Here is a 25,708-nt window from a genome sequence, read left to right on the forward strand (position 1 = left end):
CGGGGGAGGGGCATCGGGCCCGTCCCCGGGGCGCATGGGTGCATCCATGGGGGCGCGCGGGAGGATCCGCCACCGCGGCGGGGTAACCAGGAGGGGGGTCGGCAACCGTCGATACCCCGTCAATTCTCACATGTCCCGCATTGTCGGTATGTCGACGGGGCATTGATCCTCCCGGCCGGACGTCTCGCCGGGACGACGTGAGACGTACGGCCGCGGACAACACGTCAACCCGGTGCGTGGGCAGGCACCGCAGCCTCAGGGGGTACGCCATGGCCGCAAGGCCGCTCGTCGCCCGGCAGCCGAACGAACGGCTGCAGGCGCTCATCCAGGAAGCCGGATGCTCCAACGCCGGACTGGCCCGCAGGGTCAACATGTGCGGCGCGGAGCACGGCCTCGACCTGCGCTACGACAAGACGTCGGTGGCCCGCTGGCTGCGGGGACAGCAGCCGCGGGGCCGGGCGCCTGCCATCATCGCGGAGGCGCTGGGCCGCAAGCTGGGCCGCACGGTCACGATCGACGAGATCGGCATGGCCAACGGCAAGAATCTCGCGTCCGGGGTCGGCCTCCAGTTCTCGCCGACGGTACTGGGAGCCATCGAGCAGGTCTGCGAGCTGTGGCGCAGCGACGTGGGGCGGCGGGACTTCCTGTCCGGCTCGTCCGTCGCCGCCTCCGCGCTGGTGGAGCCCAGCCGCGACTGGCTGATCTCCGCGCCCGACGGTCAGGTCGCGCGCAACACCGGTCCGCGGGTGGGCCAGTCGGACGTGGCGGCGGTGCGCTCGATGACGGAGGCACTGGTCGCGCTGGACCACCAGTACGGCAGCGGGCACGTCCGCCCGGTCGTGGTGCACTACCTCAACAGCGTCGTCTCGGGGATGCTGGCCGGCTCGTACCGCGAGGCGGTGGGGCGCGACCTGTTCGGCGCCGTCGCCCGACTCACGGAGCTGGCGGGGTACATGGCCGTCGACACCGGCCAACCGGGGCTCGCCCAGCGGTACTACATCCAGGCGCTGCGGCTCGCCCAGGCCGCCGGGGACCGCGGCTACGGCGGGTACGTGCTCGCCGCGTCCATGAGCCACCTCGCCGCACAGCTCGGGAACCCGCGCGAGATCAGCCAGTTGGCACGCGCGGCCCAGGAAGGGGCACGGGGGCGCGTGACACCGCGCGCGGAGGCCATGTTCCTCGCCGCGGAGGCCCGCGGGCACGCGCTGATGGGCGACGCCCCGGCCGCGCACGCCGCCGCGGGCCGCGCGGTGAGCGCCCTGGAGGCGGCCGACCCGGGCTCGGGCGACGACCCGCCGTGGATCGCGCACTTCGACGAGGCGTACCTGGCCGACGAGTTGGCGCACTGCCACCGCGACCTCGGCCAGGCGGAGGCCGCCGCGCGGTGCGCACGGGAGTCACTGGACGGCCATCCGCCCACCCGCGCACGGCGCCGGGCCATCGGCTACGTGCTGCTCGCCACCGCCCAGGTGCAGCAGCGCGAGATCGAACAGGCCTGCGCCACCGGCCTGAAGGCCGCCGAACTGCTGGGCGGGCTGCGCTCCAACCGGGGCGCGGAGTACCTGGAGGACCTCCAGCAACGCCTCGAGCCGTACCGGGAGGAGCCGGTGGTACGGGAGTTCGGGGCGCGGATGGAGCTCCAGACGGCGGCGTGACGTACGCGACAGTCGCGTGCGACACGGGAGGCGGACGGGAAGGAGGGGACGTAATCAGCGTGCGGTGACCTGGTTTTGTTACCGCGCTCACAGGGCAGGAGGTCAGGTTCTGTGCTGCGTGGCACCGGGCTCCGGGGACCCGGTAGCGTGAGCCCGATTCACAAGGTCCCCCATTGGTAGGAGTCCCGGTGACGCAGAGTGGACAGGGCGAGGAGCCCTCGGCGCGCCCAGCGCGCGAAGGCATCGTGCTGCCCTCGGACGGTGGTGAGCCCCTGCTGCCGGGCATGACGTCCGGTCCGGTCGCGCCCGGCGGTACGGACGGCGCGCCCGCCGGCGGCGGGTTCCCCGCGTCGGCGCCGCCCGGCGGCCAGACCTGGGGGAACCCCTGGGGCCCGGACCAGCAGGCGGCCGCCCCGCCCGCGGGCCAGGAGTGGCCGTCGGCGCCCGACGGGCAGTGGCAGCAGCAGCAGTCACCGTCCGGGTGGGACGCCGGCCACCACCAGCAGCAGGGCCGGCCGCAGCACGGTCAGCAGCCTTCCTGGGACGCCGGGGCGCAGGCCCAGGGCGGTCAGCCGCAGGGCGGCCCCGGGCCGCTGCCGCCCGAGGGCGCCCCGTCCCAGGGCGGTTACCCGCCCGCGCACGGCGGACAGGACGCGTACGGGCAGGGCGGCGGGTACGCCGCCACGGACGGCTACGGCCAGGCCGCCGGAGGCGCCCCCTACGGCGGGCACACCGCGGGCGGCCACCTGCCCCCGCAGAACGGCGCCGCGTACGCCGCGCCCGGCGGCGGGTACGGGTACCCGCCCGCCCACGGCGCCCCGCTGCCGCCCCCCGCGCCCGGCGCGGACGAGGGCGCCACGCAGGTCATACCCCCGGTCCCGGCGGGCGGCGCCGACGAGGGGGCGACCCAGTACATACCCCCGGTCCCGGCGGGCGGCGCCGACGAGGGCGCGACCCAGTACCTACCCCCGGTCGCACCGGGCGCGCTGCCGCCCGAGATGCCCGCCGCGCACGACGCGGAGCTCACCCGCAACCTGGGCGTCGCCCAGCCGCAGGCCGGCCCCGGCCCGCTGCCCCAGCCGGGCAGCCCGGACGCCGAGCCCACCCAGTTCATCGCCCCGGTCACCGACCAGGGGCCGCCCCAGCCGTACGGCGCCGCACAGGGCGACGAGGGCCGGCAGCCGCCCGCCGAGTTCGACAACCTCTTCCGCAACGACGACGGCGCGGCCGGCGCCACGCAGCAGATGCCGCGCATGGACTACGGCCGTCCCTCCCGCGCCGACCGCACCCCGCCCGGGCCGCCCGTCCCGCCCGCGTCGCACCACGGCGGCGGACGCGGCGGTGGCGGCGGCAACGGCGGCCCGCGCTGGCCGCTGATCGCCGCGGTCGGCGTCGGTCTCGCCGTCGTCGGCGTCGGTGCCGGCGCCCTGCTCGGCAGCGGCAGCAAGGACGACGACGCCAAGGACAACCAGCCCGTCTCCGCCACCGCGCCCGCGAGCACCGAGGCCTCGCCGTCGCCGACCGTGGACCCGGCCCGGGAGCAGGCCGTCGAGCTGGACAAGCTGCTCGCGCACAGCGGCGACAGCCGCAGCAGCGTGATCAACGCGGTCGAGGACGTCAAGGCGTGCCGTGACCTCGACAAGGCCGCGTCCGACCTGCGCGAGGCAGCGAAGCAGCGGAAGCAGCTCGTGACCGACCTGTCCGGGCTGTCCGTGGACAAGCTGCCCGAGCACGAGGCGCTCAGCGAGGCGCTGCGGAAGGCCTGGAAGGCGTCCGCCTCCGCCGACGACCACTACGCGAAGTGGGCGGACCAGACCAAGGGCAAGGGGAAGAAGGGCTGCAAGAAGGGGTCTGCCCGGAACACCGAGCAGACCGCCGCGGGGAACAGGGAGAGCGGTACCGCCACCGAGCAGAAGAAGAAGGCGTCCGAGTTGTGGAACGCCATCGCCCGGCAGTACGGGCTGACGGAGCGGGCGCCTACGCAGTTGTAGGGCGCGCGCCGTGTGCGTGTGCGGGTGCGTGGGGGCCGGTCGCGCAGTTCCCCGCGCCCCTTCGGGGCGCCCCTACAGAGCCGCGTCCTTCAAGGTGGCCGTCACGTCCGTGAAGCCGTCCGCCGCCGCGGTGAGGCGGCCCTTCACCACCACGTGGAGCGTGACGTTCGCGTTGACCAGGCGCGGGAGGCCGACGGAGGCCAGGGTGTCCTGGAACTCCCAGCGCAGGGTGGGGGTGAGGCCGCCCGTGGTGACCTTCAGGCCGCCGTCCAGGGCGGTGGTCACCGTGTCCGCGGTGACCTCGCCGTCCCCGAGCGACTCCACGGCCTGGTGGAGCACCCGGTAGGCGATCCACGTCGTCTGCACGCCCGCGTCGGCCGGGTCGATGCGGTTGTCGCCGAAGGCCTCCGCCCGGATCACCTCCTTCATCGGGTCCCAGCGCGCGTCGCCCGCCTCCGGGTACCAGCCGGTGACGTACGCCCCCTCGTACGGGCCCGACGCGCCCCCGGAGGCGTCCAGCACCGTCTGGTCGACGCTGCCCAGCACCGTCGCGGTACGTACCTCGGGGTGGCGGGCGCGGGCGCGCCGGAAGGAGTCCATGAAGGTGCCGGTGCGGTCCCCGAGCGCCGGCACCACGCAGCCCCGCTCCTCCCCGGTGCCGGCGGCCGCGTGTTCCAGCGCACGCTCGGCGGTGTCGTCGTAGGAGGTCGCGGCCTCGGCGGCGCGCAGGTCGCCGGCCGTCGCGTGGCCGCCCGCCGCGAGGCCGGAGTCCAGCAGCGGCGGCAGCTGGTCGCCCGTGATGGTGTCGGGCCGGACCAGGGCGACGGGGCCGCACGCGTCGGCGAGGGTGCGGCCGAGCCCGGCGAGCAGCGCGGGCTGTCCGCCGTTGACCGGGTAGGACAGGGGGCTGGTGAACTCGTCGTGGGTGAGGCCGTAACCGCCGATGTAGGGGATGCCGGCGGCCTCCAGCGTGGGCAGGAAGGCGTCGCCGTGCTGGCTGTACGAGCCGACCACGGCGACGGCGTTCTCCGCGACCGCGCGCCGGGCGCAGCGCGCCGCGGCCACCGCGTCGTCGCGTTCGTCGCAGGTCAGCACCCTCAGCGGGCGGCCGTCGATGCCTCCGTGGGAGTTCACCCAGCGGCCGTACGCCTCGGCGAACGCGGGCATGCCGGGCTTGTTGGTCGCGCCGGTGTTCTCGGGCGCCCAGGTCATCACGGTGATCGTGTCGTCCCCCGGGCCTTCCGTCACTCCGGGGACGACCCCGCAGCCGGCGACCAGCGCGGCGCACGCCGTCAGCGCGCCCGCGGACAGGGCGCCGGCGCGGGCGGGCCGGACGAGGGAACGGGGGAGGACGGTGCTGCGAATGCGTCGCCTGCCGGTCATGCCCCCGCACCATTCCCTCACACGGCGAACCGCTCCGTGACGCTCGGTCGACGGGAGGTGACGCGGAGGTGAATTGCGGGGGCCCGTCCGGCGCGTACGGAGCGGAAACGTACGATCGACGACCGTGCAAGGTTCGGAGAACTCTTCCCGTCGCGGCCGTCGCTCCTCCACCATGGGCGGCATGCCACTCAACGACATGCCGTGGTGGCGCTGGCGCAGCAATGTGCGCTCCGCGCTGCACATGCTCTCCGACCCCGCCTTCCAGCGGGACGTCTGGCTGGCCGGCGTGCCCGGCTACGGGGACGTCACCGACGCCGTGTACCGGCTGGTCGAGGACACCTGGCTGGACAACTGGTCCGCCGAGAAGTACGTCGGCACGATCTTCCGCGACTCGCAGGAGGCCGCGCTCGTCGACACCGCCGTGCTGCGCGTGCTGCGGATCATGCACCAGGTCGGGCCGGACGCCCCGGTCACCGCGTACCTGGAGCACGAGGGCTGGCCGGAGGCGGTGCGCGCCGCGCGGGACGCGCACGTACGGATGGCGGCGAGCGACGGCGACGACCCGGACGCCGTGCCCAGCACGCTCGAGGTGCTGCGGATCATGACGCGTTCCGCGTAGCGGGACGACCGGCCGTGGGCCGGTGCGGGTGTGGGACCCTTTTCCCCATGAGCGAGCAGTCCACCCGAGCCGCGGCACCCGCCGACCAGTACGTCCTCACCCTGTCCTGCCCCGACAAGCAGGGCATCGTGCACGCCGTGTCCAGCTACCTGTTCATGACCGGCTGCAACATCGAGGACAGCCAGCAGTTCGGCGACCACGACACGGGTCTGTTCTTCATGCGCGTCCACTTCTCCGCCGAGGCCCCGGTCACGGTGGACAAGCTGCGGGCGAGCTTCGCGGCGATCGGCGACTCCTTCCAGATGGACTGGCAGATCAACCGGGCCGACGAGAAGACGCGCATCCTGCTGATGGTCAGCAAGTTCGGGCACTGCCTGAACGACCTGCTGTTCCGTGCGCGGACCGGGGCGCTGCCCGTGGAGATCGCCGGGGTGGTGTCCAACCACACCGACTTCGCCGAGCTCGTCGCCTCCTACGACATCCCCTTCCACCACATCCCGGTGACGAGGGACACCAAGCCGGAGGCGGAGGCGCGGCTGCTGGAGATCGTGCGGGAGGACGAGGTCGAACTCGTCGTCCTCGCCCGCTACATGCAGGTGCTGTCGGACGACCTGTGCAAGCAGTTGTCGGGGCGGATCATCAACATCCACCACTCCTTCCTCCCTAGCTTCAAGGGTGCGAAGCCGTACCACCAGGCGCACGCCCGGGGTGTGAAGCTGATCGGTGCGACCGCGCACTACGTGACCGCGGATCTGGACGAGGGGCCGATCATCGAGCAGGAGGTCGAGCGGGTGTCGCACGACGTCACGCCGGACCAGTTGGTCGCGATCGGGCGGGACGTGGAGTGCCAGGCGCTGGCGCGGGCGGTGAAGTGGCACGCCGAGCGGAGGATTCTGCTGAACGGGCGCCGTACGGTCGTGTTCGCCTGAGAGGCGGAGCTCCACGGTCTCGCCGGCGACTGCGGGCCGCAGGGGGCCGTTCGCGCAGTTCCCCGCGCCCCCAAAGGGGCGCGGGGAACTGCGCGAAAACGCGCCCCTACATCCTGCTCAAGCTCGCCGCGGCGAACAGTACGTCCCTGATCGCCTCCCGGTCCCCCTCCTGCCCGGCGGCAGCCTCCCGCGGCGGCACGTGGCCGGCCGCGAGCCGGCAGAACTCCGCGCCGTCCAGGGCGACATGAGCCACCTCGTGCTCGGCGGACCCCTTCGCCGCCGGCGAGTCCAGCGGGATCAGCCACTCCCCGCCGCCCGATCCCTCGATCTCCAGCCGCAGGCTGCGCCCCGGCTCGCCCGCGGCGACCAGCCGGCGCTCCACGGGGGCCGCCAGCCCGTGATGACGACGGGCCTCCAGGACCACCGGAAGCAGCCGGGCCGCGAGGTCCACCATCTCGTGCAGATGGCGCCCGGCGGGCGGGTCGTACGGATAGTCCACCGCCTCGGCGATGTCCTCCGCGTGGACCCAGCACTCGAAGGCCCGGTCCAGCATCGCGTCGTGCAGCGGCAGCGCGAAGTCGCCGTAGGGGACGGTCATACGGCCGGTGTCGCTGCCGGTGAAGGAGACCGTGCGGATCAGCCGGTGGCTCTGCTCGCGCCAGGGGCCGCGGACGGACCGGGTGGGCGGGAAGCGGGCGGCCCGCCAGTACGCCTCGGTGCGGTCGGAGGGTGTGGGCCGCTCGGGCCGGACCTCGCCGAGCGGGTCCTCCAGACCGAGGGCGACCGCGACCAGCCCGTCGACGGTCATGAGGTGGGCGATGACCCCGGCGACGGTGGTGCGGCGGCTGCTTGCCTCGTCGCCCTCGTACCAGCGCAGCCGCACCGGGGCGTGCCACTCGTTGTCGCCGAAGTCCTGGAGCAGGGCGTCGAGCCGGGCGGTCTCGGCGTCGTAGGCGGCGGCCCAGTCGGGGACCGGGATGCGAGGCGGGCGCCGCTCCAGGCAGGTCTCCAGGACGCGGGTGCGCAGCGCCGGTTTCAGATCGAGGCTCTCGGGCCGCTGGAGCAGGCCGACGGCCTCGCGCAGCCGCAGAGCCTCGTCCGCGCAGGGGCCGCAGACGCCGAGGTGTTCCTCGACGGCGTCGGCCTCCGCGGGCGCACAGGCGGCCAGGGCCCAGGCGCCCAGCAGCGACTTCAGCACCTGGTGCTCCGGCCCCGGGGGCAGCTCGTCCGGCCCGGCGGTGAGCGGTCCGCGGTCGTCGTACGGCCCGGGGCCGTGCCCGCTCACGCGGCGCCTCCGATGCCGGGCGGTGCGCCCGGCGCCCCCGCGTCGTGGGCGGTGGCCAGCAGCTGGAGGCCGAGGCGCAGCCGGCGGCGGGCCTCCTCGTCGGTGACGCCGAGGTCGGCGGCCGTCTGCCGGTAGTCCCTGCGCTGGAAGTAGGCCAGTTCCAGCGCGGCCCGCAGGGGCGCGGGCATGGACTGGACGATGTAGTCGGCGCGGGCGGCCACCGAGGCGTGCCGGACCTTGCGTTCCAGGTCCTCGGTGGTGCCGGGGCCGCCCCGGGCGAGCGCGGCGGTCTCGGTGGTGCGCAGCCGCTCCACGGCCAGCCGGTTGGTCAGGGCGGCGAGCCAGCTGCGCAGGGGGCCCTGCCGGGGGTCGTAGGTGTCGGGGTGCTGCCAGACGTGGGCGAAGACGTCCCGGGTGACGGTGTCGGCCGCGTGTTCGTCCCCGAGGACGCGGTGGGCGAGGCCGTGCACCAGGGAGGCGAAGCGGTCGTAGAGCTCGCCCAGGGCGGCCGCCTCCCCGCGGGCCAGCCGCTGCTGCATCTTGCGGTCCCAGCGGGGCGGTGCGTCCTTCTTGCGCATGCGGCCCCTCACCCCCTGTTCGTCCCGCGGGTCCCGGGGTGGTCGGTTCCCGGGTCCGGCGTGTGACCGGCGACGCCACGAATGTAGTCGCCATGGACGAGGGTGTACGCCCCTTTGTGGCAATGTGCGCCCCTCGGGGCGGCTTCCGTGGTAGGGAGTCGCCCGCGCAGGTGGCGCAGCGTGCGGATCATGTCTGCCCCGTCGTCTGTCGATCGGAACCGATCGAACCGGATCGATTACGACCAGAACAAGCCCTTTATGTTCGGTAACCGTTTCTGGGGTCGTGTTTCAGGGAACGGCCGGTGGGCAGCCGCGCAGCAAGGAAGCGTAGGCATTGCTTCCGTTTCGGCGAGCGAGGGGCGTGGTGGTGACCTTCAAAGTGACCGACCAGGAGAACGGCGCATGGGCCGTCCTCCGGGTCTCCGGCGAGCTGGACCTGGTGACGTCCCCGGTGCTGCGGCAGCGGGTGCACGACGTCGTGGCGGAAGGGCGGCACCGGCTCGTCCTCGACCTCTCCGAGGTGTGGTTCTGCGACTCCAGCGGGGTCGGCGTGCTCATAGCCTCCCGTCGGCTGCTGCGCTCCTGCCAGGGCCGGCTGCGGCTGATCCTGCCCGCGCGCGGCGCCGCCGACGGCAGCCACGTCAACAAGGTGCTCGGCGCGCTCGGGGTGCGCCGGCTGTTCGAGGTCCACCCGGACGTGCCGTCCGCCGTCGACGAGGACGCCCGCCCGCTCTCGGCCTGAGGCCCCGCCCCCTCACCCCGCTCTCACTCCGCGGCCCGCGCGTGGTGCCCCTCACACGTGTCACACGTGTGTCCCGGTGTTCCCCCGGTCCTGGTCCAAGCGCCGCTTTCCGGCTCCCCCGCGCCCGCACACCCCGTACGCTCCCAGCGAGACGACCCCTCCGACCTAAGGCGGCCTGAACAAGACATGGTCACCAGCGAGTACGAGCGCAGGATCGCGGCCCGCTTCGCCGGCTTCGACCAGGACGGCAACGGCTACATCGACCGCGAGGACTTCATGACGGCGGCCAAGGCGCTGCTCGCCGAGTTCGGCACGGCGGCCCGATCCGACCGGGGCCAGGCCCTGTACGTCGGCGCCGAGGCGTTCTGGCAGGGCATGGCCGGCATCGCCGACCGGGACGGCGACCAGCGCATCACCCGCGAGGAGTTCGTGACCGGCGCGCTCAAGCGGCTGCGGGACAACCCGGAGCGCTTCGCCGAGATCGCCCGCCCCTTCCTGCACGCGGCGCTCGCCGTCGCGGACACCACCGGCGACGGAGCCGTAGGGGTGGAGAACACCGCGCGCGTGCTCCAGGTGCTGGGCGTCGAGGCGGACGTCGCCGCGGAGGCCGCCGCACAGCTGGACACCGACGGGGACGGACGGATCGGCGAGGAGGACGTCGTCTCCGCGTTCGCCCGCTACTTCACCGTCCCCGAGTGACGCGCCGGGGCGTCCGCGCCCCCGGCGGTGTCACCGATCGTGGCATTTTGCTGATCACGGAGCGTCCGTACGACCCCGGGCCGGGTGAGTTCTTCCGTCACGGCCCGGAGTCGGGCGGCGTCTCCGGTACGTTGTGCGGGATGCGAGTCGTCGTGACCGTCCGCCGCGGCCGGGCCGCCCTCGAGACGGTTGCCCGGGGCGCCGTTCCTTCAGGTGCTCGTGGGGTCAACGGGCCGTGCACCGGGCTTCGTTCGAGTCCGCGCGGCAAGCGTCGCACAGTATGCCGCACAGGTACTCCTTCGCGCTGGAATATGCCTGAAGCGCTTGTTGAGGTGACTGTACGTCAACCATGCTGTCCCACAAGGGAGTCACGGTCCGTGATCCAGGTCCCGGTCATTGTTCTGGCCATGCGGAAAATGGCTAGGATCGTGGCCCTCGTGAGGCGCGAGTCCAAGTGTCCGCCGGTTCGGATGGTGTGAGCGGTGCAGGTGCTTCAAGTGCAGCTGGAGATCCGGCCCGACCCCGCTGAGGTGGGGCGGGCCCGGCGCTGGGCCCGCTCACGGCTGGCCGGGTCCGGCATAGGGGCCGACGAACCGCTGGCCGAGACGCTGATCCTGCTCGTCTCCGAACTCGTCACCAACGCCGTGGTGCACACCGGCTGCCCGGCCGTCCTGCGGCTCTCGCTGCCCGGCGCGGACGCGGCCGAGGAGGTCACCGTCCGCCTGGAGGTCGCCGACCGCAGCGGCAGGGCGCCGGTGCCGCGCTGCGCGGGCGACGAGGCGACCGGCGGACGCGGACTCGCCCTGGTCGACGGGCTGGCCGACCGCTGGGGCTGGAGCACCGAGGGCGCCGGCAAGCGCATCTGGTGCGAACTCGACCGCTGCGGCGCGGCGTCCGACGCCGCCCGCGCCTCCTGCGGCGGCGGCGCGGCGACGTACGACGGACTGGCCTACGAGGCGGTCTGAGCGCCCGCGCCCCGACCGTTGCCGCTCCCGCGGGGAGGCACGGGTGCACGGCGGGACGGCCGTCCGGTGCCGTACGTGATGCGGTGCGCCGGGTGTGCTCCCGTGCGCCGACCCGACGAAACGGTCAAGCGGGGCGAATGCCGTATCGCGGATCGAAACGGTATTGACGTGCCGTCACCGGGTGATCACGCTGGTCGTCAGCGATTCGCCGCGAGGGGACGGCGAGGGCACCGTGACGGAGTCCTCGGCGAGTGTGGGTCGTTATCCGGCGCATGCCTCCCGGGGGCGGGGGACCTGGCGGGGCCGCCGGAGCCGCAGGGCGGTGTGGGGCTGTCGTGCTCGGGGCGAGCAGCGCCGCACCGCCGCGCGGAGTTCTTCGTCCACAGCCTGTGGACAAGCGGACGCGTGCGGGACTCAGACCGCGACCGCCGTCCCTTCCCCGCGTTCCGAGGCCGCGCGGAAGGTGCGCCGGTAGGCCGTGGGGGTCACGCCGAGGGCCGCCTGGAGATGGGCCCGCATGGACTGGGCCGTCCCGAACCCGGAGTCCCGCGCCACCTGGTCCACGGTCAGCTCGGTGGTCTCCAGCAGGTACCGCGCCCGCTCCACCCGTTGCCGGGTGAGCCACTGCCCCGGACTGACCCCGGTCTCCTCCCGGAAGCGGCGGGTGAAGGTGCGCACCGACATCGACTCCCGCTCCGCCATGTCGCGCAGCTGGATGGGCTCGTGCAGCCGGCCCAGCGCCCAGGCGCGGGCGCCGCTCGTGGACGCCTGCTGCGGGTCCGGCACCGGAAGCCGGATGTACTGCGCCTGGCCGCCGTCCCGGTGCGGCGGCACCACCGTGCGCCGGGCCACGTCGTTGGCGACGGCGGCGCCGTGGTCGCGCCGCACCATGTGCAGGCACAGGTCGATCCCGGCCGCCACGCCCGCCGAGGTGAGGATGTCGCCGTCGTCGACGAACAGCACGTCCGGGTCGACGTCGATCTGCGGGAACAGCCGCTGGAGCCGCTCCGCGTCCGCCCAGTGCGTGGTGGCGCGGCGCCCGTCGAGGCGGCCGGAGGCGGCGAGGACGTAGACGCCCGTGCAGATGGAGGCGATGCGCGCGGCCGGCGGGATGCGGCCGAGCGCGTCGGCCAGTTCGTCCGTCAGCTCGCCCCGCTCGAAGACCGGGCCCAGCTCGTAGCAGGCCGGGACGACCACCGTGTCGGCGGTGGCCAGCGCCTCCGGGCCGTGCGGCACGTGGATGGCGAAATCGGCGTCCGTCTCCACCGGTCCCGGCGGCCGGACCGAGCAGGTGACCACCTCGTACAGCGGCCGCCCCCACTCGTCCCGGGGGCGGCCGAACACGCGGTGAGGGATGCCCAGTTCGAACGGCAGCAGGCCGTCGAGGGCGAGGACGACCACGCGGTGGGGCCGGTGGCCGGCGGGGGAACGGGGTGGCTCGACCGGGTCCGAAGGCATGGCCCGATCCTAGCGAATGCTGTCCCTCGGGCCACTCGTTGAAGCGGACATGCTTGCCCGAAGCTGTACGACGTGACCACGACCAGCAACACCGCCGCCGTCGGGCCGCCCGCGAGCGGCCGCAAGCCGACCCGCCGCCGGGTGCACCGCGCCTGGTTCGTCGCCGCCGTCACCTTCGTGACGATTATCGGCGCCGCCGCCTTCCGCGCCGTGCCGGGGCTGTTCATCGACCCGCTGAACGAGGAGTTCGGCTGGTCACGCGGCACCATCGGCGCCGCGGTCTCCCTCAACCTGGCGCTGTACGGGCTCACCGCCCCGTTCGCGGCGGCGCTGATGGACCGCTACGGCATCCGCCGGGTCGTCGCCGTCGCGCTCACCGTGATCGCGGCCGGGTCCGGAGCCACCGTGTGGATGGACTCCGCCTGGCAGCTGATGCTCTGCTGGGGCCTGCTGGTGGGCCTCGGCTCCGGCTCCATGGCGCTCGCCTTCGCCGCCACCGTCACCAACCGCTGGTTCACCGAGCGGCGCGGCCTGGTCAGCGGCATCCTCACCGCCGCGTCCGCCTCCGGTCAGCTGATCTTCCTGCCGCTGCTGTCGTGGATCGTCGACCGGTACTCCTGGCGGCCCGCGGCGGTGACGGTGTCGCTCGCCGCGCTCGCGGTGGTGCCGTTCGTCTGGCTGCTGCTGCACGACCACCCCGCCGACGTCGGCCAGAAGCCGTACGGGGCGAAGGAGTTCGTGCCCAAGCCGGCACCCGTGCCCGGGGCCGCCCGGCGCGCGCTGACGGTACTCGGATCGGCCGCGCGCACCGGCCCGTTCTGGCTGCTCGCGGGGACGTTCGCGATCTGCGGCGCCTCCACCAACGGGCTGATCCAGACCCACTTCGTGCCCGCCTCGCACGATCACGGCATGCCCATCACCACCGCCGCGTCCCTGCTCGCCGTCATCGGCGTCTTCGACGTCGTCGGCACGGTGGCCTCCGGCTGGTTCACCGACCGCTTCGACTCGTGTCGGCTGCTCGCCGTCTACTACGCGCTGCGCGGCGTCTCCCTGCTCTTCCTGCCGTTGCTGCTCGCGCCCTCCGTGCACCCGCCGATGCTGCTGTTCATCGTCTTCTACGGCCTCGACTGGGTCGCCACCGTGCCGCCCACCCTCGCCCTGTGCCGGGAGCACTACGGCGACGACAGCCCCATCGTGTTCGGCTGGGTGCTGGCGTCGCACCAGGTGGGCGCGGCGATCGTCGCCTTCGCCGGCGGCCTCGCGCGGGACGCGTTCGGCTCGTACGACGTGGTGTGGCTGGCATCGGGCGCGCTGTGCGCGGCGGCGGCCCTGATGGCCCTGGTGATCCGCAAGCGGCCGGCGGTCCTTACGACGAGCTGAGGCGCTGTGGGGGCGGGCGCGATGGCGGGGCGCCTCGAGAGCTGGGCTGGGCTGCCCGGGGCCGGACGTCCTGACGGGCGGGCGTCCCGAGGGGCGGGTGCTCCGGGGGCGATGCGCCTCGACGGTCGGGGGCTTCGGGAGTCGGTCGCCCTGAGGGCTGGGCTGCCGGGGGCCGGACGTCCTGTCGGGCGGGCGTCCCGAGGGCTGGGTGCCTCGGGGTCATGGGCCTCAAGGGTTGGGCCCCTTGAACGCTGGGGCTGCCCGAGGGCCGGACGTCCTGACGGTCCGGGCCAAGGCCGGGTGCCCTGGAGGTCAGGCGCCTTGGGACTCGAGCGCCCCGAGGGCGGGGAAGCCCGGGGGCCGGACGCTTGACGGTCGGGCGCCGCGAGGGTCGGGGCACCCACCCCGGCGCCGGGCACCCTCGGGCGTCAGGGCGCCCCCGGCGTCAGGCGCCCGGCAGGCGGGACGCCTTGCCGTTGCGGGCGACCGCTCGGGCGATGCGACGGGCGTCCAGGGCCATCTCTCGGAGGTTGCCGCTGATCGGGTTCGTGAAGCCGGTGAAGTACAGGTCCGGGGCGCCGGCCGGGGTGCGGGCGCCGTGGACCACGGGTCTGCCCCGCTCGTCCAGCACCCCGAGACCGCCGACCAGGCCCTCCAGCCCGCGCTCGTACCCGGTGGCCGCGACCACCGCGTCCGGGGCGACGCGCTCGCCGTCGGCCAGCAGCACCTCGCCCCCCTCGAAGCCCTTCACGGCGGCGACCACCTCCACCTCGCCCTTGCGCACGGCGTCGATCAGACCGACGTCCTGCACGGGGATCGCGCCCTCCAGGGCACGGCTGTAGAGCCCCGTCTCCGGGCGGGGCAGGCCGTGCTCGGACAGGTCCGGCACCGCGATCCGCGCCTGGAGGCGGCTGATGCGGTCGACCAGCGGCACCGGCAGCCGGCGCACCAGGATCCCGGAGTACTGCGCGGGCCACCCGGCCGTCGAGCGGCGCACGATGTGCGGAGGGGTCCGCACCGCCAGCCGCACCCGGGAGGCGCCGCCCTCCACCAGGTCCACGGCGATCTCGGCGCCCGTGTTGCCGACGCCGACCACCAGGACGTCCCGCCCGGCGAACGGCTTGGCGTCGCGGTACCGGGACGCGTGCAGCAGCTCCCCGGTGTACGTGTCCCGTCCGGGCCAGTCGGGGACGCGCGGGGTGTGGTTGAAGCCGGTGGCGACGACGACCGCCGCGCCGGTCAGCTCCCGTCCGCCGGTGGCCCGCAGCAGCCAGCCGGTGCCGTCCTCGGTGCGCTCGACGCGGGACACCTCGACGCCGGTGACGATCTCCAGGCGGTGGTGCTCGGCGTACTTCTCCAGGTAGCGGACCACGTCGTCGCGGGACGGCCAGCGGCCGAAGCGGCGGGGCATCGGCAGGCCGGGCAGCGCGGACCGGCGCCGGGTGGTGTGCAGGTGCAGCCGGTCGTAGTGACGGCGCCAGGAGTCGCCGACCCGCTCGGAGCGCTCCAGGACGACGGCCCGCACCCCGTGGGCGCGCAGGGCGTACGCGACGGACAGTCCGCCGGGGCCGCCGCCGACGACGTAGACGGGGCGGTCCGCCCGGAGGGGCGCGGTGGGCTGCGCGGACGTGGTGGAGTCGGCCATGACCGCGAGCGTAATCCGGCACGGCATTGATGGGTCTCGGTCAAGACCGGAATTGGTTGCGGAATGATCACATGATGTCGTGATCGCGGGTTCAATGTCCCCATGTCTTCCCCACAGCGCACCCGACCCCGACCGCCGTCCGAACTCCGCGACCACGGACTGCTCCTGCGCGCCTGGGACCCGCGCTCCGACGACGACGCCGAGGCCTGGCTGCGCGGCCTCACCGACCCGGAGTTCCGGCGCTGGAACACCCCGCTGCGACCGGTCGGCGACCTGGACGGCGCCCGGCGGTCGCTGCGCACCCGGGCCGCCCTCGCCGAGGAGGGGGCCGTCGTCTCCTTCCACATCGCCGACGCGGCCGACGGCACGCCGCTCGGCCACATCGGCATCGACGACATCCGGCCGGTCATGGCCGTCGGCCGGATCGGCTACTGGGTCCTGCCCGAGGCGCGAGGCCGGGGCGTGGCCACCCGCGCGGTGCTGCTCGCCGCGGACTGGGCGCTGACCGAAGGCGCCCTCCACCGCCTGGAACTGGGCCACGCCGTCGGCCACGAGGTGTCCTGCCGGGTCGCGAACCGCTGCGGCTTCCTCCCGGAGGGCACGCTGCGTGACGCGATGTTCGCCCCCGGCCGCCACGACGCGTTCCGCGACACCCACCTCCACGCCCGCCTGGCCACGGACCCGTCCCCGCCGGACCCGTCCCCGCCGGGGCCGTGACCCCCTCCGGGACGTCTCCCCTCAGACGCGCGGCAACCGCCTCACGGCCACAGCAGCTCCCTCGCCCAGTCCTCCCCCTCCCCGCGGTACCGCAGGCGTACGTGGCGGCGCTGCGGGTCGCCCTGGAAGAACTCCACCTCGTCCGGGGCCAGGTGGTACAGCGTCCATGAGGGGGCCGGGGTGTCAGGGGCCCGGCGGGCCTTCTCCCAGGCGGCCTCCGAGGCGCGGGCGAGTTCCTCGGGAGAGGCGAGCACCGCGCTCTGGCGGCCGGTCAGGGCGGAGGCCAGCGCGCCCGTGGAGCGGGCGTGGAGGTCCGCCCGGGCCTCCTCGGGCGGGGCGGCCGTGACGGGACCCCGTACCCGCACCTGGCGGCCCAGGACCGGCCAGTAGAAGGTGAGGGCCGCGTACGGGCGGGCGGCGAGGTGCCCGCCCTTGCGGCTGTGCGCGTGCGTGGCGAACGACCATCCCCGCTCGTCCGCGCCGTGCAGCATCACGATCCGTACGTCCGGCAGGCCGTCCGCGTCCGCCGTCGCCAGGGACATGGTGTGCGGCTCGGGCTGCCCGGCCGCCGCGGCGTCCGCCAGCCACCGCGCGAACAGCGGCAGCGGCTCGGCGGGGGCCCGCCCGGCGTCGAAGGGGCGCAGATCGGTGACGGCCGGGTCCCACACCCGCAGGGACCGCAGCAGTGCGTGAAGGTCGGGTTCCATGCGGCCGATTGTCGGCCCTCAGATCGACCCCAGGTCCGACGACACCCACCGCTCCGGCCGCATCCGCACGACGACCTGCTCCCCGTGGTTCTTCCACGCGAAGTCCACGTACCCCTCGACCTTCTCGGCGGGCAGGTAGCGCGCGGAGATCTCCCGCAGCTTCTCGACCGTGGCGGGAGAGGTGTCGACGACCGGGCCCTCGACGGAGACGTAGCGGATGGTCGGCTCGACGCGCTCCACCAGGAGGGAGAAGCGTCCCGCCGCCTGGAGCAGCCGGTTCTTGCGGGAGTGCCGCCCGGTGAGGATCCACACGTCCTCGCCGGGCGCGTACTGGTACCAGATCGGCACGGTCAGCGGGGCGCGGCCGTCGCCCGCGTCCACCGCGAACGCGGCCACGCGCGGTTCGGACAGGAACGTCTCGCGCTCTTCGGGGGACAGGACCATGGCGGTTCCTCCAGCGTCGTCGGCGTCGGGGCGTGCACTCGGGCCTGCGGCCGGGCGGTACAACGCCGGCCGGGCCGGGACGTGTTCCGCACGTTGCGCCCCCAACCATCGGAACCGGCCCGCCCCCGGGAACGCGACAGGCGGCGGTCCACCGGAGTGAACCGCCGCCCGGATGACAGGAACGACGAGGTCGCGGGGGAGGAGCGGGGCCGCGCGCGGCTACTTGGTCGGCTTGCGCCCGGTGACTCCCAGGTGCACCAGCAGCGCCAGGTTCGGCTTGATCTCGGCCTGCTTGACGCCCCAGGAGGAGAAACCTTTCTGGTGCGAGGCCACGGCCGCCAGCATGGCGACCAGGGAGCCGGCGACCGCGCCGGGGTTGACGTCCTTGTCGATCCGCCCCTTCGCCTGGAGCTCGGAGACCGCCTGGGCGAGGGAGGCCTCCACGGCGTTGAGAACCTTCAGGCGGATCTTGGAGAAACGTTTGTCCCCTTCGGCGGAGCCGAGATCCACCACGCGGAGGATCGCGTCGTTCTTCCGCCAGAACTCCAGGAAGCCGTCCACCAGTTCCTGTGCCGTCTGCCAGCCGGCCCGCCCGCTCCAGGAGCGTCCCTCGACCAGCTCGCTCAGGGAGCCGCTCTCGGACGCCATGGTCTCGGCGAGCTCCAGGACGGCGCCCTCGACGTCCGGGAAGTACTGGTAGAAGGTGGCCGGCGAGGTCCCCGCGCGGCGGGCGACGTCGATGACCTTGACATCCCGGTACGGGGACGAGCTGAGCATCTCGCTGAGGCAGTCGAGCAGCTTCTGCCGGGTCTCCTGCCCACGCCGGCCGGCCACGCGGCCGTCGACGGTACGCACTTGTCCTGTCATGCCGTCAGCTTACCGACGGGGTTCGGGAGCGCGATTCGGCCGACTGCAAATGGGGTGCGGGGCCCGAAGAACCCTGGTGTGCCTGGTCGGCGGGGTGCGGGCGGCGCGGCTACGTTGTCGGCATGGCCGAAAACAGGGCGTCGGAGTACACGGAGGGCACCCCCTGCTGGGTGGACGCGCAGCTGCCCGATCTGGAGGCGGGCAAACGGTTCTACGGTGAGCTGTTCGGCTGGACCTTCGAGGAGCAGCCCACCGGGACGGTCCGCGCGCTGAAGGACGGCGACCCCGTCGCCTCCCTCGCGCACAAGACGGACGGACGGCTGCCGACGGTGTGGACGGTGTCCTTCTCCACCCCGGACGCCGACGGCCTGTGCGCGCGCATCCGTGCGGCCGGCGGACAGGTGGTCGCGCCCCCGGCGCCGTTCGGCGACCTCGGCCGCACCGCGCTCGTCACCGACCCGGAGGGCGCGGTGTTCTCGCTGTGGCAGCCCGGGACCGCGACCGGCTTCGCACGTCGCCACGAGCCGGGCACCTTCGCCTGGGTCCAGCTCTACGCACGGGACACCGGGACGGCCAACACCTTCTACGGCGACCTCTTCCAGGACGCCCTGTTCGGCGAGGGAGCCGACCCCGACTTCGGCCGCGCGCCCGTCTCCGAGGTCTTCGCCCCCGAGATGCCGCCGCACCTCCTCGTCCACTTCGCCGTGACGGAGCTGGAGCCCGCCCTGGAGCGGGTCGCCCGGCTCGGTGGCCGCACGCAGGTCCCGCCCTTCGAGACGTCGTACGGGACGGCGGCCGTCGTCACCGACAATCAGGGGGCGTCCTTCGCGCTGCTGCGGCGCTGACCGTACGCTCGGTGCGCCGCTGCGGTCCGTCGCCTGTACACCGTCCGGCCGTCCATTCGAGTCATATGTAAACCTGGACACCCGATTTGTCGGCCGGTTCGCACCAGGGGGCGCGGACAGGAAGAATCGGGGTGCGTGCCGCCACGGCGGTGCGGTGGTGAGACGCTGCACTACGGTCGCGCACAGGTGGTGGCGCGACGCGTACGGGGAGGTGGCAGGCAAGTGGTGGATCAGCTGACGCAGCACGATCCGCGGCGAATCGGGCCGTTCGAGGTGCTGGGACGGCTGGGAGCCGGCGGCATGGGGCTGGTCTATCTCGCGCGCTCGGCGTCCGGCCGGCGGGTGGCGATCAAGACGGTCCGGACCGAGCTGGCAGAGGACCAGCTGTTCCGGGTGCGTTTCACGCGCGAGGTGGAGGCGGCCCGCGCGGTCTCCGGTTTCTACACGGCGGCCGTCGTGGACGCCGACCCGCGCGCCGCCGTACCGTGGCTGGCCACCGCCTACGTGCCCGCCCCCTCGCTCGAGGAGATAGTGAACGAGTGCGGGCCGCTGCCCGCGCAGGCCGTGCGCTGGCTCGCCGCCGGCGTCGCCGAGGCGCTCCAGTCGATCCACGGCGCGGGCCTGGTCCACCGCGACCTCAAGCCGTCCAACGTGCTGGTCGTCGAGGACGGCCCCCGGGTGATCGACTTCGGCATCGCGTCCGGCGTGTCCAACACCCGGCTGACGATGACCAACGTTGCTGTGGGCACCCCCGCCTACATGTCCCCCGAGCAGGCCAAGGACTCCCGCAGCGTCACCGGCGCGAGCGACGTGTTCTCCCTCGGCTCCATGCTGGTCTTCGCCGCCACCGGCCACCCCCCGTTCCACGGCGCCAACCCTGTCGAGACGGTCTTCATGCTGCTGCGCGAGGGCCCGGACCTGGAGGGCCTGCCGGACGAGCTGCGGCCGCTCATCGAGTCGTGCATGCAGATGGACCCGACGGCCCGGCCCAACCCCGCCGACCTCCAGGCACAGCTCGCCCCGCACCTGTTCGGCTCCGGCTCCGACGACAGCGGCACGGCGTCCGCGTGGCTGCCCGAGCGGGCGGTCGCCCTGATCGAGACGCGCCGCGGCGGCCGCCCCGCCAGACCGCCGCAGAACAGCGGCCGCAGCGGGGGCGGCGCGCGTCCCCACGTGCCGCCCCCGCCGCCGCACGACCCGGTCGTCCCGCCGCCCCCGCCCCAGCCGGCCCCCGTGGGCGCGCCCGGCACCGGCCCCGTCCGGCTGGCGGGCGCCGCGGTGCCCATCGGTCCCGGCCCGCGCGTCGCCGACACGCGCGCGGCCGCCGTGCAGGCGCCCCCGCCCGCCGCCGCCCTGGCCGCCACCTGGACCAAGCCCCGCCCCGGCGTGAACGGCGCCGAGCCGGCCGTCGCGCCCGTGCCTCCGGCGCCCGCAGCGCAGCCGGAGCAGCCCGGCGGCTGGCGCCCCTGGCGGTTCCGCATGTCCAACGACGTGTGGGGCACCCCCGCCGTGGCCGGCGACCTGGTGTACGTCACCTCCTTCGAGGTGCACGCCCTGGACGTGGCCACCGGACGGCGCCGCTTCAAGACGCGGGACGTCGCCTGGTCGATGGCGGTCGCCGACGGCCGCATCCACGCCTCCGACGGGCCCACCCTCTACGCGCTCGACGCCCGCGAGGGCGGCGACCTGTGGCGGCTGAACACGGACGCCTGGGTGTACTCCCTCAAGGCCGACCGCGGCACCGTCCTCACCGGCACCCGCGGCGGCGGCGTCCAGGGCTGGGAGGCGTCCACCGGGCAGAAGCTGTGGGAGGTCGGCGGCTGCCAGACCGACTTCGAGTCCCCGGAGGCCGGCCCCGCCCTCTTCGACGGCACCGCCTACGTCTGGCAGGACGCCCGGCTGCGCGCCCTGGACGCCCGCACCGGCGAGGAGCGCTGGTCGTACCCGATCGGCGACGCGGCCTCGTGCGGCGGCGTCCCGGTCCGCCTCACCGCCGCGCCCGACGGCTACGTCTACGTCTGCGCAGGCACCCGGGTGCTCGCCCTGGAGGCCGCCTCCGGACACGTCCGCTGGCACTTCGAGGCCCCGGCGGTCTTCCTGTGCCCGCCCGCCTTCGTGCCCGGCCCCGCGGTCACCGGCGGCGGGGTGTACCTCGCCGACTACCTCGGCACGGTGTACGCCCTGGACGCCACCGACGGCCGCGACCGCTGGCGCATCGCCACCGAGGCGCGCTCCTCGGCCGAGCCGGTGCTGGTCGCCGCGGGCCATGTCCACGTGGGCAGCGGCAAGGGCCTCTACACGCTGGACGCGGTCACCGGCACGCCCAAGTGGCGCTTCCAGTCCGGCGGCGAGATCGTGGGCGCGCCCGCGGTCGCCGAAGGCCGGATCCACTTCGGCTCCAGCGACCACCTGCTGTACACGCTGAAGGCCGACGACGGCCGGCTGCGCTGGAAGCTCGCGACCGGCGGCGAGATCACCGGCTCCCCGGTGGTGCGCGACGGCGTGGTGTACGCGTGCAGCAAGGACCGCTGTGTGTACGCGCTGGACGCGGAGAAGGGCACGGGCACGGCGCGGACCGCGTGAGACGCGCGTCGCCGGCGCCCCTGCGGGGGACGGCCGTCGTGCCGGCTGCACGGAAGGGGCCCGGACGGCGGCCGCCGCTGCGGGGCGGTGGGTGTCCGCCGCCCTCGGGGCCGACGCTACGCCGGGTACGGGACGGTCGCCAGGCAGTGACATGGCCGTGACACAAAGATCGCTAGCCTGAGGGTCATGACTTCTCGGGGGAAGACTCTCAAGCTCACCGCTGTCTCGGCGCTGGTCGTCCTCGCGCTCACCGGCTTCTCCACCGGCCGCGGGCACGGCCACGGCAGCGGGCACCACGACGGCGACGGCGACGGTGGCTGCAGCAGCTCCAGCCAGAACCACGACTCGTCGAGCGGTTCGCACCGCGACTACGACGACGATGACGACTACGACGACGACTACGGCAGCAGCGGGTCCGGTGGCTCGGAGGTGTCGGCGTACCCGAGCGCGGCCCCGATGAAGCTGGTGGAGTGCGCGTCCGAGGAGAAGCCGTACGCCACCGTCGAGGTCACCAACAGCGACACGCTTGAGGGCACCTTCTCGGTCGTGGTGATCTTCAAGGACGTCGCCGGCGAGGAACTGACCCGCGGTACCGAGGAGGTCTCCGTCCCGGCGGGTGAGACCACCGAGGTCAAGGTCCCGGTGGACGACGAGGCGAGCCTCCCGCAGATCGACGCGTGCGAGCTCGACTCCTACGCCCCGGCGGCCTGACCGCGACGACACGGGAGAGGGGCCTTGGTGCGGAGTCGTACGACTCCGCACCAAGGCCCCTCTCCCACGACCCGGCCGCGACGGCTCCCCCTCCGTGCCGCCGCGGCCGGTCCCCGTGCGGGAAGAAGGCTCAGCGGCCGTCCCCGTCCCGGGCGGGCGGCGCCGGGACGTGCTGGTCCAGCGTGGTGACCTCGCCGATGCTGGGCGGGGCCGGCACGTGCTGGTCGAGCGTGGTGACCTCCGGGTCGTCCTTGCTCGGCGGCGTCGGCACGTGCTGGTCCTGCGTGGTGAACTCCGGCTCGTTCGTGGCTTCCGTCATGACGTGTACAACCCCCAACAGATGGATCGGGACGTGCGGTTGAACGGCCCGCTCGGCGACTCCCCCGAAGGTCGCCGAGCGGGCGTTCCAGCGGGCCTCAGAGTGGAGATGAGCCCCTCGGATCCGCCTGCCCCCCGACGCGACGCATCCGTTCCATGAGAGTGGCAGCCCGCCATAAACGTTCGATGAACGCCTCCGGCGGGCCGCCGTCAGGCCACCGACAGCGGGGCGAGCAGCCTGCGCACCTGGACGGCCTCCACGGAACCCGTCTCGTCGTACAGGGTCAGCGCCTCGCGCCAGCAGGCGCGCGCCCGGTCGCCCTGGTCCAGGGTGTCCAGCGCCCGGCCGAGCAGGGTGAGAGCGTTGGCCCGCATCCAGTCGCCGCCGATGCAGCCCATCGCCAGGGCCTGTTCCGCGTGCCGGGCGGCCCGCGCCGGGCGACCGGCCCGCAGGTGCACCTCGGCGATGCGGTAGTGGGTCGTGCCCTCCCACAGCGACTGACGGTTCTCCGCGAAGATGCACAGCGCCTCGTCGAGCTGGGCCAGCGCCTCCGACGTGCGCCCCGCCTGGCTGAGCACGATCCCGGACGCGTACCGGGCGTTCGCCACCCGCATCGACATCCCCAGCGCGTCGTAGATCTCGACGCCCCGCCGGGCGAGTTCCACCGCCTCGTTGCTGCGGCCCATGGAGGCGAGCGCGCGGGAGAGGTTGCAGACCGCGCTGGCCTCGCCCGGCCGGTTGCCGTCGGCGCGGAAGGCGTCGATCGCGCGCAGGAAGTACCCCTCGGCGTCCGCGTACCGGGCGGTGCACGTGGCGATGATGCCGAGCTGGTTCGGGGCGGTGCCGTTCGCCCACGGGTCGTCCGCCTCCCGCAGCAGCGCGTCCGCCCGCATCGTCTCCTCCTCGGCGGCCTCGAACCGGCCCGCCTGGCTGAGCACCTGGGCGACGGTGACCCGGGCCCGCACCTCGGCGCGGGCGTCCCCGAGGGCCGCCGCCGCCTCGCACGCGGCCCGCGCGGTCTTGCGGTACTGACGCGAGTCCACCCCGGACTCCGCGAGGTCGATGGTCGCGACCAGCAGGTCCACGGCCCGGCGCACCATGGACGCGCCCAGCGACTGCTGCACGCACGCCAGCAGCGGCCCGGCCTCGCTGTGCAGCCAGTCCACCGCCTTCGCCGCGCCGCCGAACTCCTCGCCCTCGAAACGGCCCTTCTCCAGGTGCGCCACGGTCCGGTCGCCCGGCCGCTCGATGCCGTACACCCGCACCGCCGTCGCCAGGTAGTAGTCCAGCAGCCGCGACCGGGCCGCCTCCCGCTCGGCGGGCGGCTGCTCGTCCCGCTCGGCGCACGCACGCGCGTAGAGCCGCACGAGATCGTGGAAGCGGTAGCGGCCGGGGGCCGCCGACTCCAGCAGGGACGTGTCGACGAGGGACTCCAGCAGGTCCTCCGTCGCCTCCGCCTCCAGGTCCAGCAGGGCGGAGGCGGCGGCCAGCGAGATGTCGGGGCCGTCGGCCAGGCCCAGCAGCCGGAACGCGCGGGCCTGCGCCGCGTCCAGCGCGCCGTACCCCAGCTCGAAGGTCGCCTTCACGGCCAGGTCCCCGGCCTGGAGCTCGTCCAGGCGGCGGCGCTCGTCGGCGAGCTTCGCCGCGAGGAACGACACCGTCCAGGTGCGCCGGGAGGCCAGCCGCGAGGCGGCGATACGGATGGCCAGCGGCAGGAAGCCGCAGGCGGCCACCACGTCCAGGGCGGCCTCCCGTTCGGAGCGCACCCGCTCCTCGCCGACGATCTTCGTGAAGAGCGCCAGCGCCTCCTCCGGCGACATCACGTCCAGGTCGACCAGGTGCGCCCCGGCCAGGCCCACCATCCGCACCCGGGACGTCACCAGCGCCGCGCAGCCCGCCGTGCCCGGCAGCAGCGGCCGTACCTGCGCCGCGTCGCGCGCGTTGTCCAGCAGCACCAGCACCCGGCGGCCGTCCAGCATCGAGCGGTACAGCGCTGCCCGCTCCTCCAGCGAGTCCGGGATCGCCGAGTCGGCCGTGCCGAGCGCCCGCAGGAAGGAGCCGAGGACCGTCTCCGGTTCCGCGGCGCGCGCGCCGGCGCCCTGGAGGTCGACGTAGAGCTGGCCGTCGGGGAACGCGTCCCGGGCGGCGTGCGCCACGTGCACGGCGAGGGTGGTCTTGCCGACGCCGCCGATGCCGGCGACGGCGGACACCGCCATCACCTGCGCCTGGTCGCCGGTGGCCGACGCGAGGACCTCGCCCAGCTCCCGTACGAACGCCGCACGGCCCGTGAAGTCCGGCACCGACGCCGGGAGTTGTGCCGGGCGTACGGGGGCGGGCTCCGGGGTGGGCAGCCTGGCGGGCGGTTCGGCGAGGGCGGGGTCGGCCTCCAGGATGCGCTGCTGCAGCTCGCTGAGGTCCGGGCGGGGGTCGACGCCCAGCTCGTCGGCGAGCAGCCGGCGGGTGTCGGCGTACACAGCGAGCGCCTCGGCCTGGCGTCCGCTGCGGTACAGCGCCAGCATGAGCAGCTCGCGCAGCCGCTCCCGCAGCGGGTGGGCGGCGGTCAGCGCGGTCAGCTCGGAGACGGCCTCCGCGTGGCAGCCCTGCTCCAGGTCCATGTCGAGCCGCGTCTCGAGGAGTTGGAGCCGCCACTCCTCCAGGCGTACGCGCTGCGCCTCCGCGTACGGTCCCGGCACCCCGGCCAGCGTCTCGCCGTCCCACAGCGCCAGCCCTTGGCCGAGCAGGTCGCGGGCGCGGCTCAGGTCGCCCGCGGCGCGGGCCTTCTCCGCCTCCGCCGCCAGCTCCTGCGCGGCCGCGAGGTCCAGCGCGCCCTGGCCGAGCCCGCGCACGGCGTAGCCGCCGGACTCGCTGACCAGGACGCCGGGGTCCAGCACCTTCCGCAGCCGGGACGCGTAGGTGCGCACCGCGGCCAGCGCCTGCGAGGGCGGTTCCTCGCCCCACAGGGCGTCGATCAGCTCGGCGGCCGTCGCGGTGCGGCCCTCGCGCAGCAACAGCGCGGCCAGCAGGGCACGTTGCTGCGGACTGCCGGTGGCGACCGGTACGTCGTCACGCCAGGCGCGCACCGGGCCCAGCACTCCGAACCGCAGCGCCGACGGCTCCGGGGAGGAGCCGGGACCCCGCTGCTCGGGCCCTCGCGGCACACCGTCCATGCAGTCCCCCTATGCATTC

At 74.3% G+C, this 25,708-nt stretch carries 22 protein-coding genes; 12 read left to right on the plus strand and 10 right to left on the minus strand.

The genetic code is table 11. The features are described 5' to 3' along the window. The first annotated feature begins 269 nt into the window (after positions 1–269). Entirely contained in the window at positions 270–1,655 is a 1,386-nt protein-coding gene (locus tag ACQZOG_RS02590) for a hypothetical protein (protein WP_033276535.1), read from the plus strand. A gap of 188 nt (positions 1,656–1,843) precedes the next feature. Further along, complete coding sequence (locus tag ACQZOG_RS02595; RefSeq protein WP_359595765.1) at positions 1,844–3,646, plus strand: hypothetical protein; 1,803 nt, start codon at positions 1,844–1,846, stop codon at positions 3,644–3,646. Between the two features lie 72 nt (positions 3,647–3,718). Here ACQZOG_RS02595 and ACQZOG_RS02600 read toward each other — a convergent pair whose 3' ends face one another. Next, on the minus strand, positions 3,719–5,029 hold the full coding sequence (locus ACQZOG_RS02600; RefSeq protein ID WP_037640175.1) for an ABC transporter substrate-binding protein: 1,311 nt from the start codon (positions 5,027–5,029) through the stop codon (positions 3,719–3,721). 172 nt (positions 5,030–5,201) lie between these two features. Between ACQZOG_RS02600 and ACQZOG_RS02605 the strand changes: the two genes are divergently transcribed. Together ACQZOG_RS02605 and purU are read left to right on the plus strand one after the other, a co-directional pair. Continuing rightward, the gene (locus tag ACQZOG_RS02605) at positions 5,202–5,648 is read left to right on the plus strand and encodes an SCO4402 family protein (RefSeq protein WP_051724593.1); all 447 of its coding nucleotides are present in this window, start codon (positions 5,202–5,204) and stop codon (positions 5,646–5,648) included. 47 nt (positions 5,649–5,695) lie between these two features. Continuing rightward, complete coding sequence (gene purU, locus ACQZOG_RS02610) at positions 5,696–6,577, plus strand: formyltetrahydrofolate deformylase (protein WP_033276539.1); 882 nt, start codon at positions 5,696–5,698, stop codon at positions 6,575–6,577. A 106-nt stretch (positions 6,578–6,683) separates the two neighbouring features. Here purU and ACQZOG_RS02615 read toward each other — a convergent pair whose 3' ends face one another. Both ACQZOG_RS02615 and ACQZOG_RS02620 read right to left on the minus strand, forming a co-directional pair. Then, positions 6,684–7,862 (minus strand): maleylpyruvate isomerase N-terminal domain-containing protein, encoded by a 1,179-nt coding sequence (locus tag ACQZOG_RS02615; RefSeq protein ID WP_033276540.1) that lies wholly within the window; start codon positions 7,860–7,862, stop codon positions 6,684–6,686. Continuing rightward, entirely contained in the window at positions 7,859–8,440 is a 582-nt protein-coding gene (locus ACQZOG_RS02620) for a sigma-70 family RNA polymerase sigma factor (protein WP_037640173.1), read from the minus strand. The genes ACQZOG_RS02615 and ACQZOG_RS02620 overlap by 4 nt, the downstream gene beginning before the upstream one ends. A gap of 361 nt (positions 8,441–8,801) precedes the next feature. Here ACQZOG_RS02620 and ACQZOG_RS02625 point away from each other — a divergent pair, with 361 nt between their 5' ends. The 3 genes from ACQZOG_RS02625 (at position 8,802) to ACQZOG_RS02635 (ending at position 10,846) form a co-directional block, all read left to right on the plus strand. After that, entirely contained in the window at positions 8,802–9,182 is a 381-nt protein-coding gene (locus ACQZOG_RS02625; protein WP_033276542.1) for an STAS domain-containing protein, read from the plus strand. A 186-nt stretch (positions 9,183–9,368) separates the two neighbouring features. Next, complete coding sequence (locus ACQZOG_RS02630; RefSeq protein ID WP_033276543.1) at positions 9,369–9,881, plus strand: EF-hand domain-containing protein; 513 nt, start codon at positions 9,369–9,371, stop codon at positions 9,879–9,881. 497 nt (positions 9,882–10,378) lie between these two features. After that, the gene (locus ACQZOG_RS02635) at positions 10,379–10,846 is read left to right on the plus strand and encodes an ATP-binding protein (protein ID WP_033276544.1); all 468 of its coding nucleotides are present in this window, start codon (positions 10,379–10,381) and stop codon (positions 10,844–10,846) included. Between the two features lie 414 nt (positions 10,847–11,260). Here ACQZOG_RS02635 and ACQZOG_RS02640 read toward each other — a convergent pair whose 3' ends face one another. Beyond that, positions 11,261–12,304 (minus strand): GlxA family transcriptional regulator, encoded by a 1,044-nt coding sequence (locus ACQZOG_RS02640; protein ID WP_058916605.1) that lies wholly within the window; start codon positions 12,302–12,304, stop codon positions 11,261–11,263. 72 nt (positions 12,305–12,376) lie between these two features. On the opposite strand from ACQZOG_RS02640, the gene ACQZOG_RS02645 reads away from it, so the two are divergent. Beyond that, on the plus strand, positions 12,377–13,684 hold the full coding sequence (locus ACQZOG_RS02645; protein ID WP_430741237.1) for an MFS transporter: 1,308 nt from the start codon (positions 12,377–12,379) through the stop codon (positions 13,682–13,684). A 445-nt stretch (positions 13,685–14,129) separates the two neighbouring features. Here the strand turns inward: ACQZOG_RS02645 and ACQZOG_RS02650 are convergent, their stop codons facing one another. Beyond that, a complete protein-coding gene (locus tag ACQZOG_RS02650; RefSeq protein WP_033276547.1) occupies positions 14,130–15,329 on the minus strand; it encodes a flavin-containing monooxygenase in 1,200 nt (399 codons plus the stop codon). A 102-nt stretch (positions 15,330–15,431) separates the two neighbouring features. Here ACQZOG_RS02650 and ACQZOG_RS02655 point away from each other — a divergent pair, with 102 nt between their 5' ends. Then, positions 15,432–16,046 (plus strand): GNAT family N-acetyltransferase, encoded by a 615-nt coding sequence (locus ACQZOG_RS02655; protein WP_058916607.1) that lies wholly within the window; start codon positions 15,432–15,434, stop codon positions 16,044–16,046. Positions 16,047–16,087: 41 nt separating this feature from the next. On the opposite strand, the gene ACQZOG_RS02660 is transcribed toward ACQZOG_RS02655, so the two are convergent. The 3 genes from ACQZOG_RS02660 to ACQZOG_RS02670 form a co-directional block, all read right to left on the minus strand. Next, on the minus strand, positions 16,088–16,753 hold the full coding sequence (locus tag ACQZOG_RS02660; protein WP_037640161.1) for a pyridoxine/pyridoxamine 5'-phosphate oxidase: 666 nt from the start codon (positions 16,751–16,753) through the stop codon (positions 16,088–16,090). A gap of 18 nt (positions 16,754–16,771) precedes the next feature. Next, the gene (locus ACQZOG_RS02665) at positions 16,772–17,197 is read right to left on the minus strand and encodes a pyridoxamine 5'-phosphate oxidase family protein (RefSeq protein ID WP_359597670.1); all 426 of its coding nucleotides are present in this window, start codon (positions 17,195–17,197) and stop codon (positions 16,772–16,774) included. A gap of 219 nt (positions 17,198–17,416) precedes the next feature. Further along, positions 17,417–18,052 (minus strand): TetR family transcriptional regulator, encoded by a 636-nt coding sequence (locus tag ACQZOG_RS02670; RefSeq protein WP_033276551.1) that lies wholly within the window; start codon positions 18,050–18,052, stop codon positions 17,417–17,419. 134 nt (positions 18,053–18,186) lie between these two features. Here ACQZOG_RS02670 and ACQZOG_RS02675 point away from each other — a divergent pair, with 134 nt between their 5' ends. The 3 genes from ACQZOG_RS02675 (at position 18,187) to ACQZOG_RS02685 (ending at position 22,203) form a co-directional block, all read left to right on the plus strand. Next, a complete protein-coding gene (locus tag ACQZOG_RS02675; protein ID WP_033276552.1) occupies positions 18,187–18,909 on the plus strand; it encodes a VOC family protein in 723 nt (240 codons plus the stop codon). Positions 18,910–19,131: 222 nt separating this feature from the next. Next, positions 19,132–21,492, plus strand: a complete 2,361-nt coding sequence (locus ACQZOG_RS02680) for a PQQ-binding-like beta-propeller repeat protein (RefSeq protein ID WP_033276553.1) — start codon at positions 19,132–19,134, stop codon at positions 21,490–21,492. A 186-nt stretch (positions 21,493–21,678) separates the two neighbouring features. After that, the gene (locus ACQZOG_RS02685) at positions 21,679–22,203 is read left to right on the plus strand and encodes a hypothetical protein (protein ID WP_193467656.1); all 525 of its coding nucleotides are present in this window, start codon (positions 21,679–21,681) and stop codon (positions 22,201–22,203) included. Between the two features lie 130 nt (positions 22,204–22,333). On the opposite strand, the gene ACQZOG_RS02690 is transcribed toward ACQZOG_RS02685, so the two are convergent. Together ACQZOG_RS02690 and ACQZOG_RS02695 are read right to left on the minus strand one after the other, a co-directional pair. Beyond that, positions 22,334–22,522, minus strand: coding sequence for a hypothetical protein (locus ACQZOG_RS02690; protein WP_037640153.1), 189 nt, complete (start codon positions 22,520–22,522; stop codon positions 22,334–22,336). 209 nt (positions 22,523–22,731) lie between these two features. Next, positions 22,732–25,689: an AfsR/SARP family transcriptional regulator gene (locus tag ACQZOG_RS02695; RefSeq protein ID WP_058916611.1), complete on the minus strand. Its 2,958-nt coding sequence runs from the start codon at positions 25,687–25,689 to the stop codon at positions 22,732–22,734. Between the last annotated feature and the right edge of the window lie 19 nt (positions 25,690–25,708).

Origin of the sequence: Streptomyces sp. P13-3-3 (assembly GCF_050571355.1) — a bacterium.
Taxonomy (GTDB): Bacteria; Actinomycetota; Actinomycetes; order Streptomycetales; family Streptomycetaceae; genus Streptomyces; species Streptomyces althioticus.